Origin of the sequence: Lelliottia sp. 7254-16 (assembly GCF_002922995.1) — a bacterium.
Taxonomy (GTDB): domain Bacteria; phylum Pseudomonadota; class Gammaproteobacteria; order Enterobacterales; family Enterobacteriaceae; genus Enterobacter; species Enterobacter jeotgali.
Genome location: NZ_PQVS01000012.1, coordinates 1 through 14,779 on the forward strand (window position 1 = coordinate 1; position 14,779 = coordinate 14,779).

Annotated in this window: 16 protein-coding genes and 1 pseudogene; 11 read left to right on the forward strand and 6 right to left on the reverse strand. The window is 56.0% G+C overall.

The window, feature by feature from the left end:
• Both C3708_RS15705 and suhB read right to left on the reverse strand, forming a co-directional pair.
• Window positions 1–128: pseudogene (locus C3708_RS15705) on the reverse strand (IS481 family transposase); the annotation flags it as partial.
• Window positions 129–234: 106 nt separating this feature from the next.
• Window positions 235–1,041 carry an inositol-1-monophosphatase gene (gene suhB, locus C3708_RS15710; RefSeq protein ID WP_095282911.1) on the reverse strand — a complete coding sequence of 269 codons (807 nt, stop codon included), beginning with the start codon at window positions 1,039–1,041 and terminating at the stop codon, window positions 235–237.
• Window positions 1,042–1,179: 138 nt separating this feature from the next.
• On the opposite strand from suhB, the gene trmJ reads away from it, so the two are divergent.
• The 11 genes from trmJ (at window position 1,180) to sseB (ending at window position 10,114) form a co-directional block, all read left to right on the forward strand.
• Window positions 1,180–1,914 carry a tRNA (cytosine(32)/uridine(32)-2'-O)-methyltransferase TrmJ gene (gene trmJ, locus C3708_RS15715; protein ID WP_095282910.1) on the forward strand — a complete coding sequence of 245 codons (735 nt, stop codon included), beginning with the start codon at window positions 1,180–1,182 and terminating at the stop codon, window positions 1,912–1,914.
• A gap of 227 nt (window positions 1,915–2,141) precedes the next feature.
• Window positions 2,142–2,633, forward strand: a complete 492-nt coding sequence (gene iscR, locus C3708_RS15720) for a Fe-S cluster assembly transcriptional regulator IscR (protein ID WP_095282909.1) — start codon at window positions 2,142–2,144, stop codon at window positions 2,631–2,633.
• Between the two features lie 169 nt (window positions 2,634–2,802).
• Window positions 2,803–4,017, forward strand: coding sequence for an IscS subfamily cysteine desulfurase (locus tag C3708_RS15725; RefSeq protein ID WP_095282908.1), 1,215 nt, complete (start codon window positions 2,803–2,805; stop codon window positions 4,015–4,017).
• A 24-nt stretch (window positions 4,018–4,041) separates the two neighbouring features.
• Entirely contained in the window at window positions 4,042–4,428 is a 387-nt protein-coding gene (iscU, locus tag C3708_RS15730; RefSeq protein WP_005120408.1) for a Fe-S cluster assembly scaffold IscU, read from the forward strand.
• Between the two features lie 13 nt (window positions 4,429–4,441).
• Window positions 4,442–4,765, forward strand: a complete 324-nt coding sequence (iscA, locus tag C3708_RS15735; RefSeq protein ID WP_095282907.1) for an iron-sulfur cluster assembly protein IscA — start codon at window positions 4,442–4,444, stop codon at window positions 4,763–4,765.
• Between the two features lie 76 nt (window positions 4,766–4,841).
• A complete protein-coding gene (gene hscB, locus C3708_RS15740; protein ID WP_095282906.1) occupies window positions 4,842–5,357 on the forward strand; it encodes a co-chaperone HscB in 516 nt (171 codons plus the stop codon).
• A gap of 14 nt (window positions 5,358–5,371) precedes the next feature.
• Entirely contained in the window at window positions 5,372–7,222 is a 1,851-nt protein-coding gene (gene hscA / locus C3708_RS15745) for a Fe-S protein assembly chaperone HscA (RefSeq protein ID WP_103949685.1), read from the forward strand.
• A gap of 1 nt (window position 7,223) precedes the next feature.
• Window positions 7,224–7,559, forward strand: coding sequence for an ISC system 2Fe-2S type ferredoxin (gene fdx, locus C3708_RS15750; protein WP_095282904.1), 336 nt, complete (start codon window positions 7,224–7,226; stop codon window positions 7,557–7,559).
• An 11-nt stretch (window positions 7,560–7,570) separates the two neighbouring features.
• Window positions 7,571–7,771 carry a Fe-S cluster assembly protein IscX gene (gene iscX, locus C3708_RS15755; RefSeq protein ID WP_095282903.1) on the forward strand — a complete coding sequence of 67 codons (201 nt, stop codon included), beginning with the start codon at window positions 7,571–7,573 and terminating at the stop codon, window positions 7,769–7,771.
• Window positions 7,772–7,954: 183 nt separating this feature from the next.
• Window positions 7,955–9,241, forward strand: coding sequence for an aminopeptidase PepB (pepB, locus tag C3708_RS15760; RefSeq protein ID WP_103947297.1), 1,287 nt, complete (start codon window positions 7,955–7,957; stop codon window positions 9,239–9,241).
• Window positions 9,242–9,337: 96 nt separating this feature from the next.
• Window positions 9,338–10,114: an enhanced serine sensitivity protein SseB gene (gene sseB, locus C3708_RS15765; RefSeq protein WP_103949686.1), complete on the forward strand. Its 777-nt coding sequence runs from the start codon at window positions 9,338–9,340 to the stop codon at window positions 10,112–10,114.
• 18 nt (window positions 10,115–10,132) lie between these two features.
• On the opposite strand, the gene C3708_RS15770 is transcribed toward sseB, so the two are convergent.
• From C3708_RS15770 to C3708_RS15785, 4 genes are all read right to left on the reverse strand, one after another.
• Window positions 10,133–10,903, reverse strand: a complete 771-nt coding sequence (locus C3708_RS15770) for a MurR/RpiR family transcriptional regulator (RefSeq protein WP_095282900.1) — start codon at window positions 10,901–10,903, stop codon at window positions 10,133–10,135.
• Window positions 10,903–11,748, reverse strand: a complete 846-nt coding sequence (sseA, locus tag C3708_RS15775; RefSeq protein WP_095282899.1) for a 3-mercaptopyruvate sulfurtransferase — start codon at window positions 11,746–11,748, stop codon at window positions 10,903–10,905. The genes C3708_RS15770 and sseA overlap by 1 nt, the downstream gene beginning before the upstream one ends.
• Before the next feature lie 91 nt (window positions 11,749–11,839).
• On the reverse strand, window positions 11,840–13,207 hold the full coding sequence (locus C3708_RS15780) for a 6-phospho-alpha-glucosidase (RefSeq protein WP_103949687.1): 1,368 nt from the start codon (window positions 13,205–13,207) through the stop codon (window positions 11,840–11,842).
• Between the two features lie 11 nt (window positions 13,208–13,218).
• Window positions 13,219–14,763 (reverse strand): PTS transporter subunit EIIC, encoded by a 1,545-nt coding sequence (locus C3708_RS15785; RefSeq protein ID WP_103949688.1) that lies wholly within the window; start codon window positions 14,761–14,763, stop codon window positions 13,219–13,221.
• Window positions 14,764–14,779 lie beyond the last annotated feature (16 nt).

Genomic DNA, 14,779 nt, shown 5'->3' on the forward strand with positions numbered 1-14,779 from the left:
GTAGCGGGCGAAATGCCGTAGTGACGGCAAAGAGAACGGATGTTCGCCCCGTCTTGCGAGGCGAACAGAACAAACTCGGTACGTAATGACATGGTATCTCTCGCATCCCAGGGCATAAGCGACTCCATAAACGGGTTCGTATGCCTTAGTTGTAAGTGTCTACCATGTCCCCGAACAAGTGTTCATGATGTCCCCGGACCGTACACTCCCACAGGGAGAGGGAACCGAAAGGAATTAACGCTTCAGCGCTTCACTCAGTTCGTCACGCATGTTCGCCAGCATCGCTTTCACAACACGTGGATTACCGGCAACGATGTTACCGCTCATCAGGTAGTTGTGACCGCCAGTGAAGTCGCATACCAGGGCGCCTGCTTCACGAGCAATCAGTTCGCCAGCTGCAAAATCCCACGGCTTCAGCGCGATTTCAAAATAACCATCAACGCGGCCAGCGGCAACGTAGGCCAGATCCAGTGCAGCAGAACCGGTGCGACGGAAATCCGCGCATTCGGTGTAAAGCTTGCCAAGGATCTTCATGTAGGTTTGAGCGTGTTGTTTGGCTTTGAACGGGAAACCGGTCGCCAGAATCGTGCCATCCAGATCGCGAGAGTTGCTGCCACGCAGACGGTATCCGTTCAGCTGTGCGCCCTGACCACGGGTTGCCGTGAACAGTTCGTTACGCATTGGATCGTATACAACGGCTACTTCAGTACGGCCTTTGATGCGTACTGCGATAGAGACAGAGAAATGAGGAAGGCGTTTAACGAAGTTGGTGGTGCCATCCAGTGGATCGATAATCCATTGAACATCCTGATCTTCGCCTGCCAGTTCACCGCTTTCTTCGGCGATGATGGTGTGTTGCGGGTAAGATTTGCGAATGGTTTCGACAATAATCGCTTCTGCGGCTTTATCGACGTTAGTCACAAAGTCATTGCTGCCTTTCTGGCTGGTTTCTACAGAATCTGGCGTTTCGTAGTGTTTGGCAATTACATTACCCGCCTTGCGCGCTGCGCGCACGGCGATGGTCAACATAGGATGTTGCATCGGTTACTCTCACTGGATGTTAAAGAACAGGGATACTCGAAAACGGCGCAGAGTATAGCAGCGAGTTCGGATCATGTCTCTCGTTTATGATAATATGGCTGAATATTCTTTAGACACTGGTCTCAGACAAAACTCATTATGCTGCAAAACATCCGAATCGTACTGGTCGAAACATCACACACTGGCAATATGGGCTCTGTCGCCCGCGCAATGAAAACCATGGGTTTAACCAATCTGTGGCTGGTCAATCCGCTGGTGAAACCAGATTCTCAGGCTATCGCACTGGCAGCAGGCGCGAGTGACGTGATTGGCAACGCGCAAATTGTTGACACCCTTGACGAAGCGCTGGCGGGCTGTAGCCTGGTGGTCGGGACCAGCGCACGTTCACGCACGCTGCCGTGGCCGATGCTCGATCCGCGCGAATGCGGCCTGAAAAGCGTCGCAGAAGCCGCGTCAGCGCCGATTGCGCTGGTGTTTGGCCGTGAGCGTGTGGGTCTGACCAACGACGAACTGCAGAAGTGTCACTACCACGTGGCGATCGCCGCGAACCCGGAATACAGCTCGCTGAACCTGGCGATGGCGGTGCAAGTTATCGCCTATGAAGTGCGTATGGCCTGGCTGGCGACTCAGGAAAAAGGTGTTACCGCTGAACAGCCAGAAGAAGCTGCGTATCCGCTGGTGGACGATCTGGAGCGTTTTTACGGCCACCTTGAGCAAACGCTGCTGACGACGGGCTTTATCCGCGCGTCCCATCCTGGCCAGGTAATGAATAAGCTGCGCCGTCTGTTTACTCGTGCTCGCCCGGAAACACAGGAGCTGAATATCCTGCGTGGGATGCTGGCGTCGATTATTGAGCAGAAGAATAAAGAATAATGCGGCCTGTTGCCGGGTGGCACAGTACGCACGATTTTGTAGGCCGGGTAAGCGAAGCGCCACCCGGCAAGGCTTTGAAGGCACAGAAGGTTAAATACCTGACTAAAACAGTCAAGTAAATAGTTGACCAATTTAGTCGGGAATGTCAGACTTGCCCCTGCTATGCAATACCCCCCATTTTACAATAAAAAACCCCGGGCAGGGGCGAGTTTGAGGTTAAGTAAGACATGAGACTGACATCTAAAGGGCGTTATGCTGTGACCGCGATGCTGGACGTCGCGCTCAACTCTGAATCGGGCCCGGTTCCGTTGGCTGATATTTCTGAACGTCAGGGAATTTCCCTGTCTTATCTGGAACAATTATTCTCCAGATTGCGTAAAAACGGACTGGTTTCCAGCGTGCGTGGCCCAGGCGGCGGCTATCTGCTGGGTAAAGACGCGGGCAGTATTGCAGTTGGCGAAGTTATCAGCGCTGTTGATGAGTCGGTAGATGCGACCCGTTGCCAGGGCAAAGGCGGCTGTCAGGGCGGCGATAAATGCCTGACCCACGCGCTGTGGCGCGATCTGAGCGACCGTCTGACCGGCTTCCTGAACAACATCACCCTCGGTGAACTGGTGAATAACCAGGAAGTTCTGGATGTGTCTGGTCGTCAGCACAATCACGAAAACCAACGCAGCACCCGCGGACAAGACGCGATCGACGTCAAATTACGCGCATAATTTGCCCGTCATATTTCGTGCTGCATGCAACACGAACTATTTTGGGCAAAAAAATATAAAGAATTTCAGAATCAGGCCGGGGCGTTAACTCGCCCCGTCTACTCGGTCGTACATCCAGCCGGTTAGCCTGATTCCTTGCATTGAAGCGATGTACGGAGTTTATAGAGCAATGAAATTACCGATCTATCTCGATTACTCCGCAACCACGCCGGTGGACCCGCGTGTTGCCGAGAAAATGATGCAGTGTCTGACCCTGGACGGAAACTTTGGTAACCCAGCTTCCCGTTCACACCGTTTTGGCTGGCATGCTGAAGAGGCGGTAGATATCGCCCGTAATCAGATTGCTGAGCTGGTTGGTGCCGATCCGCGTGAAATTGTTTTCACCTCCGGTGCAACCGAATCCGACAACCTGGCGATCAAAGGTGCTGCCAACTTCTACCAGAAAAAAGGCAAGCACATCATCACCAGCAAAACCGAACACAAAGCCGTGCTGGACACCTGTCGTCAGCTTGAGCGTGAAGGTTTTGACGTCACCTATCTCGCCCCACAGAGCAACGGTATTATCGACCTGAAAGAGCTCGAAGCGGCAATGCGCGACGACACCATTCTGGTGTCCATTATGCATGTAAACAACGAAATCGGCGTGGTGCAGGATATCGCGACTATCGGCGAACTGTGCCGTGCGCGCGGCATCATCTATCACGTTGATGCGACCCAGAGCGTGGGCAAACTGCCTATCGATCTGAGCCAGCTGAAAGTAGACCTGATGTCCTTCTCCGGCCACAAAATCTATGGCCCGAAAGGTATCGGCGCGCTGTACGTTCGTCGTAAGCCACGTATCCGCATCGAAGCACAGATGCACGGCGGCGGTCACGAGCGCGGCATGCGTTCCGGCACTCTGCCTGTTCACCAGATCGTCGGCATGGGCGAAGCCTACCGTATCGCGAAAGAAGAGATGGAAGGCGAGATGGCGCGTCTGCGCACTCTGCGTAACCGTCTGTGGGACGGCGTGAAAGATATGGAAGAAGTGTATCTGAACGGCGATCTTGAACAGGGTGCTCCAAACATTCTTAATGTCAGCTTCAACTACGTTGAAGGCGAATCACTGATCATGGCCCTGAAAGACCTGGCCGTTTCTTCCGGTTCCGCCTGTACGTCTGCAAGCCTCGAGCCATCCTACGTGCTGCGTGCGCTGGGTATGACCGACGAGCTGGCACACAGCTCTATCCGTTTCTCTTTAGGTCGCTTTACTACCGAAGAAGAGATTGACTACACCATCAAACTGGTTCGTAACTCCATTGGCCGCCTGCGCGACCTTTCTCCACTGTGGGAAATGTTCAAACAGGGCGTGGATATCAACAGCATCGAATGGTCACATCACTAATCGGTAGGACAGGAGAGTTAAAAAATGGCATACAGCGAAAAAGTTATTGATCATTACGAGAATCCACGCAACGTTGGCTCTTTCGACAACAGCGACGAAAGCGTTGGTAGCGGTATGGTCGGCGCACCGGCCTGTGGCGACGTGATGAAGTTGCAGATTAAAGTCAACAATGAAGGTATCATTGAAGACGCACGTTTCAAGACTTACGGCTGCGGTTCTGCAATCGCATCCAGCTCCCTCGTTACCGAATGGGTAAAGGGCAAGTCTCTGGACGAAGCTCAGGCAATTAAAAACACCGATATTGCTGACGAACTCGAACTGCCACCGGTGAAAATTCACTGTTCTATCCTGGCAGAAGACGCGATCAAAGCCGCTATTGCGGACTATAAAAGCAAACGTGAAGCGAAATAATTGAGGTTTGAGTATGTCGATTACCCTTAGCGACAGCGCTGCCGCGCGAGTAAGCTCCTTTCTGGCGAACCGTGGTAAAGGCTTTGGCCTGCGACTGGGCGTACGTACCTCCGGCTGTTCCGGTATGGCTTATGTACTGGAGTTTGTTGACGAACCGGCAACTGATGATACCGTGTTTGAAGATAAAGGCGTGAAGGTAGTAGTCGATGGCAAGAGCCTGCAATTTCTCAACGGCACTCAACTGGACTTCGTGAAAGAAGGCCTCAACGAAGGGTTTAAATTCACTAACCCGAACGTAAAAGACGAGTGCGGTTGCGGCGAAAGCTTCCACGTTTAACGGCGCGTTATCCGAAACCCCACCGTGGCCTGGCTACGTGTGGGGTTTGTTCTAACTGGCTAACCCTGAGATTGTTATGGATTACTTCACCCTCTTTGGGTTGCCCGCCCAGTACCCGATTGATATTCAGAGCCTGACGGTTCGTTTTCAGGATCTGCAACGTCAATTCCACCCGGATAAATTTGCCAGCGGTACCCCGGCGGAGCAACTGGCTGCAGTTTCGCAGTCGGCCACGATCAACCAGGCGTGGCAAACTCTGCGCAATCCGTTAGCACGCGCGGAATATCTGCTCTCCCTGCACGGTTTTGATCTGGCAAGCGAACAACACACCGTCCGTGACACCGCCTTCCTGATGGAACAGCTGGAGTTGCGCGAAGAGCTGGATGAGATCGAACAGGCAAAAGACGAAGCGCGTCTTGAAAGCTTCATCAAACGGGTGAAAGCGATGTTCGACTCCCGCCATCAGCTGATGGTTGAACAACTGAATAACCAGACGTGGGACGTGGCGGCGGACACTGTACGCAAGCTGCGTTTTCTCGATAAACTACGAAGCAGTGCTGAACAACTCGAAGAAAAGCTGCTCGATTTCTGATTTCGGAAGCAATTATGGCCTTATTACAAATTAGTGAGCCTGGCCTCAGCGCCGCACCGCACCAGCGTCGTCTGGCGGTGGGCATTGATTTAGGCACCACCAATTCCCTCGTAGCGACCGTACGCAGCGGCCAGGCGGAAACCCTGGCGGACGCCGAAGGGCGTCATCTGCTGCCTTCCGTGGTTTACTACCAGCAGCAGGGCTACTCGGTAGGATATGACGCGCGCGCCAATGCCGCGAAAGATCCAGCCAATACCATCAGCTCGGTAAAACGAATGATGGGCCGCTCGCTGGTCGATATTCAGACGCGTTACCCGCATCTGCCCTATCAGCTGCAAGCCAGTGAAAACGGCCTGCCGATGATCGCCACCGACGCCGGTTTACTCAACCCGATTCGCGTTTCTGCCGACATTCTCAAAGCGCTGGCGGCGCGTGCGACGGCAACGCTTGAAGGTGAGCTGGACGGCGTGGTGATCACCGTTCCGGCTTACTTCGACGATGCCCAGCGTCAGGGCACCAAAGACGCTGCACGTCTGGCGGGCCTGCACGTGCTGCGTCTGCTCAACGAGCCTACCGCAGCAGCGATTGCCTACGGCCTCGACTCCGGTCAGGAAGGGGTGATTGCCGTTTACGATCTCGGTGGCGGCACCTTTGATATCTCCATTCTGCGCCTCAGCCGTGGTGTGTTTGAAGTGCTGGCGACCGGCGGCGATTCTGCCCTCGGCGGCGACGACTTCGACCATCTGCTGGCGGATTACATTCGCGAACAGGCAGGCATTGCCGATCGCAGCGACGTCCGCGTCCAGCGCGAACTGCTCGACGCCGCTATTGACGCCAAAATTGCTCTTAGCGACGCGCAGTCTGTCACCGTTAACGTGGCGGGCTGGAGCGGTGAAATCACCCGCGAGCAGTTCAACGAACTGATTGCCTCACTGGTAAAACGCACGCTCCTGGCCTGTCGTCGCGCACTGAAAGACGCCAACGTCGACGCCAGCGAGGTGCTGGAAGTGGTGATGGTTGGCGGATCGACCCGCGTACCACTGGTGCGCGATCGCGTGGGCGAATTTTTTGGCCGTACGCCGCTCACCTCCATCGACCCGGACAAAGTGGTGGCGATTGGCGCGGCGGTGCAGGCGGACATTCTGGTCGGCAACAAGCCGGACAGCGAAATGCTGCTGCTCGATGTTATTCCGCTCTCGTTAGGGCTGGAAACGATGGGCGGCCTGGTCGAGAAAGTGATCCCGCGTAACACCACTATTCCGGTGGCGCGCGCGCAGGAGTTCACCACCTTCAAAGACGGTCAGACGGCGATGTCCATCCACGTGATGCAGGGCGAGCGCGAGCTGGTTCAGGATTGCCGTTCGCTGGCGCGTTTCGCGCTGCGCGGTATCCCGGCGCTGCCAGCGGGTGGGGCGCATATCCGCGTCACCTTCCAGGTGGATGCCGACGGTCTACTGAGCGTCACGGCGATGGAAAAATCGACCGGCGTGGAGTCTTCCATTCAGGTCAAACCGTCCTACGGACTGACCGATGGCGAAATCGCCACCATGATTCAGGATTCAATGAGCTATGCCGAACAGGATGTGAAGGCGCGTATGCTGGCTGAACAAAAAGTCGAAGCCGCGCGCGTGCTGGAAAGTCTGGAAGGCGCACTCACTGCTGATGCCGCGCTGTTAAGCGCCGCCGAGCGCCAGGTTATCGACGATGCTACCGCGCAGTTACGCGCAGTGGCCGACGGCGATGACGCTGACGCAATAGAACAAGCGATTAAAAACGTTGATAAACAAACCCAGGACTTCGCCGCACGCCGTATGGACCAGTCTGTCCGTACCGCGCTGAAAGGCCAGTCCGTGGACGAGGTTTAATATGCCAAAGATTGTTTTTCTGCCTCATGCGGACCTCTGTCCGGATGGCGTAGTTCTGGAAGCTGAGACCGGCGAAACCATTCTCGATGTTGCCCTGCGCGGCGGTATCGAAGTTGAACACGCCTGTGAAAAATCCTGTGCCTGCACCACCTGCCACTGCATCGTGCGTGAAGGTTTTGACTCCCTCGCGGAAAGCACCGAAGACGAAGACGACATGCTGGATAAAGCATGGGGTCTGGAGCCAGACAGCCGTTTAAGCTGCCAGGCGCGCGTCACCGATGAAGACCTGGTGGTCGAAATCCCGCGTTACACTATCAACCATGCGCGTGAGCATTAACAGGGGGTAGTATGGGACTGAAGTGGACCGACAGCCGCGAAATCGGCGAGGCGCTATACGACGCCAACCCGGATCTCGACCCCAAGACCGTCCGATTCACCGATATGCATCAGTGGATCTGCGATCTTGAAGATTTTGACGACGATCCTAGCGCATCCAATGAAAAAATTCTGGAGGCGATTCTGCTAGTCTGGTTAGATGAAGCAGAGTAGTTCCACGTCATGCTTCACGCTGCAGATGCGTTGGCCGCGCTCGCTCACCCCAGTCACAGAGTAATCTCTGCTCCTGGGGATTTGCTCGCTTGCCGCCTTTCTGCAGCGCGAATCATTTAGTGGAATGAATATACGGGCTGCCTCTGGCGGCCCGTTTGCTAGTTGCTAATAAGGAAAAATAAAATGACCGAAGCGATGAAAATTACGCTCTCTACACAGCCTGCGGACGCACGCTGGGGCGACAAAGCCACCTACAGCATTAACAACGACGGTATTACCCTGCACCTGAACGATTCCGATGATTTGGGTCTGATCCAGCGCGCCGCGCGTAAAATCGACGGCCTGGGCATCAAGCATGTCACTCTAGCTGGTGAAGGCTGGGACACGGATCGCAGCTGGGCCTTCTGGGCGGGTTACAAAGGCCCGAAAGGCACCCGTAAAGTCGAGTGGGCAAACCTCGATGAAGCCGCGCAGAAAGAGCTGGAAAACCGTCTGACCATCATCGACTGGGTGCGCGACACCATCAACGCCCCGGCGGAAGAGCTCGGTCCAGAGCAGCTGGCGCAGCGCGCGGTCGATCTGCTGTGCAAAGCGGCAGGCGATAAAATGTCGTACCGCATCACCAAAGGTGAAGATCTGCGCGAGCAGAACTACATGGGTATTCACACCGTGGGCCGTGGTTCCGAGCGTCCACCGGTGCTGCTGGCGCTGGATTACAACCCAACGGGTGACAAACAAGCGCCTGTCTTTGCCTGCCTGGTCGGGAAAGGTATCACCTTTGATACCGGCGGCTATAGCCTGAAACAAAGCGCATTCATGGACTCTATGAAGTCCGACATGGGCGGCGCGGCGACCATCACTGGCGCACTGGCGTTTGCCATCACCCGTGGCCTGAATAAGCGCGTGAAACTGTATCTGTGCTGCGCCGACAACATGGTGAGCGGCAACGCGTTCAAGCTGGGCGATATCATTCGCTATCGCAACGGTAAAAACGTTGAAGTGATGAACACCGACGCCGAAGGCCGTCTGGTGCTGGCCGATGGCCTGATTGACGCATCTGCGCAGAAACCAGAGCTGATCATCGATATGGCGACCCTGACGGGTGCGGCGAAAACCGCCCTGGGCAACGACTATCACGCCCTGTTCAGCTTCGACGACAAACTGGCCGCCCGTCTGCTGGCGAGTGCCGCCGCTGAGAACGAACCGTTCTGGCGTCTGCCACTGGCGGAATTCCACCGCAGCCAACTGCCGTCTAACTTTGCCGAGCTGAATAACACTGCGAGCGCAGCCTATCCGGCGGGTGCAAGCACCGCGGCAGGTTTCCTGTCCCACTTCGTTGAAAACTATCGCGAAGGCTGGCTGCACATCGACTGTTCCGCCACCTACCGTAAAGCGGGCGTTGAGCAGTGGTCTGCGGGCGCCACCGGTCTGGGTGTGCGCACTATTGCGAATCTGTTGACGGCTGAGTAATTGGCTTAATGCCGGGTGGCGCTGCGCTTACCCGGCCTACAAAACCCGTAGGCCCGTGCAAGCGCAGCGCCGCCGGGCGATTAACGTAACGAAACTATGTCCGAAACCAAAAACGAATTAGAAACTCTGCTGGAGCAGGCGGCGACTGAGCCCGCCCATCGTCCGGCATTTTTCCGCACCCTGCTGGAGTCCACCGTCTGGGTTCCAGGAACGGCGGCGGAAGGCGGGCAGGTTGTTGAAGACAGCGCGCTGGATCTGCTGCACTGGGAAAAAGACGACGGCACTTCCGTCATCCCGTTCTTCACCTCACTTGAAGCCTTACAGCAAGCGGTTGAAGACGAGCAGGCGTTTGTGGTCATGCCCGTGCGCACATTGTTCGAAATGACGCTCGGCGAAACCCTGTTCCTCAACGCCAAACTGCCGACCGGAAAAGAGTTCACCCCGCGCGAAATCAGCCATCTGATTGGCGAAGAGGGCAACCCGCTGAGTACGCAGGAAGTGCTGGAAGGCGGCGAAACGCTGCTGCTGTCCGAAGTGGCCGAACCCCCGGCGCAGATGATCGACTCCCTGACCACGCTGTTCAAAACCATCAAACCGGTGAAACGCGCGTTTCTCTGCTCGATCAAAGAGAGCGCGGAAGAACAGCCAGTTCTGCTGATTGGGATTGAAGCGGACGGTGATATCGAAGAGATCATTCAGGCGACAGGTAGCGTTGCTACCGATACTCTGCCGGGCGACGAGCCGATTGATATCTGTCAGGTCGTTAAAGGTGAGAAGGGCATCAGCCACTTTATTACCGAGCACATCACGCCGTTCTACGAACGTCGCTGGGGCGGCTTCCTGCGCGATTTGAAAACCACCCGCATTATCTAAAGTGAGCGGGGTGAACATTCACCCCGTTGCTTCCAGCAGCAGTAAATCCATCAGTAACACCAGATTCGATTCAAACGACGTCACGCCTGCGGCCTCGGCGGCGTAATGCACCGCTTCGTCATACAGCGCAAAATGCAGATCCGCCATCCCGGCAAGGGTATTCGCTGACGCACGGGTAAAGGCGATTACCGTCATGCCGACGTTTTTAGCGATCCGCGCTTTATCCAGAACCTGTTCTGTTTCGCCGCTGCGCGACACCGCGATAAACACCTGATAGCGCGCGGCGTTGCTGAGAAAAATATTCCGACTGTCGCCCGGCCCGGAAATAAACGCCGTTTTGCCCAGCACCTGCAGTTTTTTGGTCAGGTACTCGGCGAACAAATAGGAAAACCCGGCCCCGTACAAAAAGAAACTCTCTTTCTCGCGCAGCAACGTCGCAAACTGACGGCGCTTCTCTTCCGTCACCCACTGAAACGTCTGCTGATAGTTGGCGATAAACTGGCTGAACAGGGCGGGCAGGTGGGGTAAATCCTGAGCCTGGCTCGCAATGTGCGGCGTATCGGTGAGTAACTGCTTGCAGTGCCAGATGAACTCACTAAAGCCGCTAAACCCCAGCTTCTGACACAGGCGCATAATGGTCGCCGTCGAGACAAATGTCGCCTGCGCCAGCTCGCGCACCGTGATATTACCCACCAGCAGGGGATGCTCCGTGAGATGCGACAGGACGCGATATTCCGCGCGGGTCAACGATTCCCCGCGCGTGAGCAGTGTCGCCAGCCGGTTATCCATTATTGAGCGGGTTCAATCGGCAGATCGTCACGCGCACCCCATTCGCTCCACGCGCCGTCGTATAAGGTCACGTCGGTCACGCCAAGGGTCGCCAGCGCCAGGATCACCACGCAGGCGGTGACGCCAGAGCCGCAGCTGGCAATGACCGGTTTGTGCAAATCCACACCCTGACGTTCAAAAATCTCGCTCAGTTCATCGGTGGTTTTCAGCTCGCCTTCAAAGACCAGATCGCCCCACGGCACGTTAAGTGCGCCGGGAATATGGCCGCGTTTCAGGCCAGGGCGCGGCTCGTCGGCCTGGGCAGTAAAGCGAGGCGCAGGGCGGGCATCGACGATTTGCGCCGTTTTCTCGTGGCTCGCCAGTAATACATCGGTCAGACGTTTCACGACGGTCGGATCGAGCGTGGCGTCGAAATCCCCTTCCGGCAGAGCGACATCCCCCTGCTGAAGCGGCAGTTCGTCGCGCTGCCAGGCCGCCAGTCCACCGGCCAGAATAGACACATTCTCGACGCCAAAGGTTTTCAGCATCCACCACGCGCGTGGGGCGGAGAACAGATTGCCCTCGTCATACACCACCAGATGCTTGTCACGACTCACGCCCAGCTCGCGCATCGCCACGGCAAAGGCTTCCGCGCGCGGCATCATGTGCGGCAGAGGAGAGGTGTGATCGGAGAGGGCTTCGATATCGAAAAAGACCGCGCCCGGGAGATGTCCGGCGCGGTATTCAGCGGGAACGTCGCGATGTTCTTGCCCTGGAGGGGCCATTCGCGCATCAAGAATTTGCACTTCCGGGTCGTCGCTGTGTTCGAGAAGCCAGTCGGCTGCGACAAAATATGAGGTGGACATGGGTGCCTCCATTTCATTTTTGAATTGAAAGGATTGTCGGTGTTTTTTCTGACACCGACAAGCACACCACGTTCAACTCGCGAGCAAGCCCTTATTTTTTCACCGCTTCGCCGTCCTGCCATGCTTTTTGCAGCGCAGGCCAGTAGTCGCGGTTGGCCTCAATCATCTCATCAAGAATGGCTTTCGCGTGTTCCATCGTCGGTACGGTGCGGTTCAGGGTAAATGCCTGCAACGCCTTTTCGTAACTGCCTTCGATAGTCGCTTCCACCAGCAGTTGCTCAGAGGCGAGCTGCTGCTGGAGCAGCGTCTGATGGAACAGCGGAACCTGGCCCACGCGAATCGGCTCTGGCCCTTCGGAGGTAATATAGGCCGGGACTTCTACTACGGCGTCGTACGGCAGATTGGTGATCGCCCCACGGTTTTCAACCATCACCAGATGGCGCTGACGCAGGTTGAACGCCAGTGAGCGCGCAACATCGACAATAAACTCGCCGTGTACACCGACGTGGAAAGCGTCGGACAGAATGCCGGTACGCTTGTACTCTTCCGCCGCCGCGAATAGTTTTTTCTCTCGCCCGTTCATCACTTCGTTGGCGCGGGTGTAGTCCGGGTTCTGATGCTCAACAATCTGGTTTGGCATCAGGTAATACTGCAGATACGGGTTCGGCAGGTATTCCGGGAAGTTATCCATGATTGGCTTAATGTTGCGCCAGGTTTTCACCCACGAGGGATCCGAGTGCTGCGGGTCGGTTTTGGCCGCGTCTTCCGTCAGCAGGCCGTATTTCGCGATGTGGCGACGCAGTTCCGGCAATCTGTCGACGCCGTCCACCAGTACGCGGGTAAACCAGCCGAAGTGGTTCAGGCCAAAATAGTCGACTTCCAGCTTGTGACGATCGACACCCAGAATCGCGCCCATATTGCGCATCGCCGCCACCGGCATATCGCAGATATTCAGTACGCGGGCATTCGGGCGCAGGCGACGCACGCCTTCTGCCACAATTGCCGCCGGGTTGGAGTAGTTCACGATCCACGCTTTTTGGTGAGCGTAACGCTCGACCAGGTCGATAAGCTCCACCATCGGTAAAATGGTGCGCAGACCGTAGGCCAGCCCGCCAGGACCGCAGGTTTCCTGGCCGACGACGCCGTGGCGCAGGGGGATCTTCTCATCCTGCTCGCGCATTTTGTACTGACCGACGCGCATCTGAGCGAAGACAAAATGTGCCCCGCTGAACGCCACTTCCGGGTTGTCGGTCACGGTAAATTTGATGCTCTGGCTGTGGTCGCGAATTACTTTTTCGACCACTGGCGCGATGGTGTCCTGGCGTGCGGCGTCGATGTCGTAGAGGCGAATTTCCGCCAGCGGGAAATCCTGCAACTGGACCATCAGGCTTTTCACAATGCCCGGCGTGTAAGTGCTGCCGCCACCGGCAATGGACAGAATAAAGGGAGGTTTAAACATGTTTGGCTCCTTCAGAGAAACGTCTCAACGGCTTCTCGCATTTTTTTGACGTGCAGCCCGTAGACCACCTGAACGTTGTTACCTTGCTTGATAATGCCTTTCGCGCCCGTCGCCTTAAGACGGGGTTCGTCGATGATGTCGACATCTTTGACGGTGACGCGCAGTCGGGTGTAGCAGTTATCCACCACTTCAATGTTTGCTCGCCCGCCGAGACCGACCACGATGGACTCGCCCAGCCCGTCGTTGCTGCCCTTCGCCTGATACTCTTGTTTGCTGTACAGACGAGTTTCCTGTTCGTCATCCTCGCGGCCCGGCGTTTTCATGTCGAAGCGCAGGATCAGGAAGCGGAACACGATGAAATAGAGGGCAAACATAATCATCCCGACCACGATGTACATCGGCCAGTTGGACTTTTCGGTGCCGAGCGGCAGGTTGTACAAAATGAAATCGATAATGCCGTTAGCGCCGATAGCATGAACGCCAAACAGGTAGAACAGCATCATGCCAATCCCGGTCAGTACCGCATGCACTACAAACAGCAGCGGGGCGACAAACAGGAATGAGAACTCCAGCGGCTCAGTCACGCCGACCAACAGGGAGGTCAGTGCCGCCGGGATCAGAATGGCTTTAGCGAGCGCTTTACGTTCCGGGCGGGCTGTCATATACATTGCCAGCGCTGCGGCGGGCAGACCGAACATCTTGCTGATCCCGCGCGCATCCCACACCACCGTGCTGCTTAACTGTTTTACTTCCGGGCAGGCCATTTCAGCGAAATAGATATTCCGTGCGCCCTGATACACCGTGCCGCACACGTCCTGCGTGCCGCCAAGCTCCGTATACAGGAACGGGGTGTAGACCAGATGATGGAGTCCTGTCGGCACCAGAATGCGCTCCAGGAAACCATAAATCGCCACGCCAAACGCGCCAGAACCCTTAATAGCCAGAGCCATCGCGCTGATACCGTGCTGGGCGAAGGGCCACAGTTCGCTCATTAACACGCCGAGCAACATCGATACTGGCAGCATCACAATCGCCACGAAGCAGTGCCCGGAGTAGATCGCCATCGCACCGTTAAACTGTACGCCGGAGTATTTGTTGTACAGGTATCCCGACAATGCACCCGTCAGGATCCCGGCGAACACGCCCATCTCCAGCACTTGTACACCGAGTACCATGCTCTGCCCGGCGGCTTTCATCTGATCGGCTGGAGCCAGATGCCCTTGCAGCTGGAGCGTCACATTCATGGCGTTGATGAACACCACAAAGGTCACCAGCCCTATGAGCGCGGCGTAACCTTTGTCCCGCGTCGCAAGACCAATAGGAATGCCGACCGCAAAGACCAGCGCCAGGTTTACCAGCACAGAGACCGCTGATTTGGCGATCAGCTGGCCAATGTTTTGAATCAAAGGATGGCCGAGAAACGGCACATATTCTGCTAGATTACCGTTACCCAATACGTTGCCGAAGGCGATGAACAGCCCGACAATCGGTAAGATAAGTACCGGTCCGTATAATGATTTTCCGAAATTTTGTAGGGCGTTCACGGCTCGTTTCATGGCTATCTCTCTAAGT

What these genes read in the sequence shown, in the direction of transcription:
- iscU (WP_005120408.1), top strand. Translation starts at nt 4,042, where the DNA reads ATGGCATACAGCGAAAAAGTTATTGATCATTACGAGAATCCACGCAAC.
- C3708_RS15785 (WP_103949688.1), bottom strand. Translation starts at nt 14,763, where the DNA reads ATGAAACGAGCCGTGAACGCCCTACAAAATTTCGGAAAATCATTATAC.
- C3708_RS15725 (WP_095282908.1), top strand. Translation starts at nt 2,803, where the DNA reads ATGAAATTACCGATCTATCTCGATTACTCCGCAACCACGCCGGTGGAC.
- trmJ (WP_095282910.1), top strand. Translation starts at nt 1,180, where the DNA reads ATGCTGCAAAACATCCGAATCGTACTGGTCGAAACATCACACACTGGC.
- sseA (WP_095282899.1), bottom strand. Translation starts at nt 11,748, where the DNA reads ATGTCCACCTCATATTTTGTCGCAGCCGACTGGCTTCTCGAACACAGC.
- sseB (WP_103949686.1), top strand. Translation starts at nt 9,338, where the DNA reads ATGTCCGAAACCAAAAACGAATTAGAAACTCTGCTGGAGCAGGCGGCG.
- iscX (WP_095282903.1), top strand. Translation starts at nt 7,571, where the DNA reads ATGGGACTGAAGTGGACCGACAGCCGCGAAATCGGCGAGGCGCTATAC.
- iscA (WP_095282907.1), top strand. Translation starts at nt 4,442, where the DNA reads ATGTCGATTACCCTTAGCGACAGCGCTGCCGCGCGAGTAAGCTCCTTT.
- C3708_RS15770 (WP_095282900.1), bottom strand. Translation starts at nt 10,903, where the DNA reads ATGGATAACCGGCTGGCGACACTGCTCACGCGCGGGGAATCGTTGACC.
- hscA (WP_103949685.1), top strand. Translation starts at nt 5,372, where the DNA reads ATGGCCTTATTACAAATTAGTGAGCCTGGCCTCAGCGCCGCACCGCAC.
- suhB (WP_095282911.1), bottom strand. Translation starts at nt 1,041, where the DNA reads ATGCAACATCCTATGTTGACCATCGCCGTGCGCGCAGCGCGCAAGGCG.
- iscR (WP_095282909.1), top strand. Translation starts at nt 2,142, where the DNA reads ATGAGACTGACATCTAAAGGGCGTTATGCTGTGACCGCGATGCTGGAC.
- hscB (WP_095282906.1), top strand. Translation starts at nt 4,842, where the DNA reads ATGGATTACTTCACCCTCTTTGGGTTGCCCGCCCAGTACCCGATTGAT.
- pepB (WP_103947297.1), top strand. Translation starts at nt 7,955, where the DNA reads ATGACCGAAGCGATGAAAATTACGCTCTCTACACAGCCTGCGGACGCA.
- fdx (WP_095282904.1), top strand. Translation starts at nt 7,224, where the DNA reads ATGCCAAAGATTGTTTTTCTGCCTCATGCGGACCTCTGTCCGGATGGC.
- C3708_RS15780 (WP_103949687.1), bottom strand. Translation starts at nt 13,207, where the DNA reads ATGTTTAAACCTCCCTTTATTCTGTCCATTGCCGGTGGCGGCAGCACT.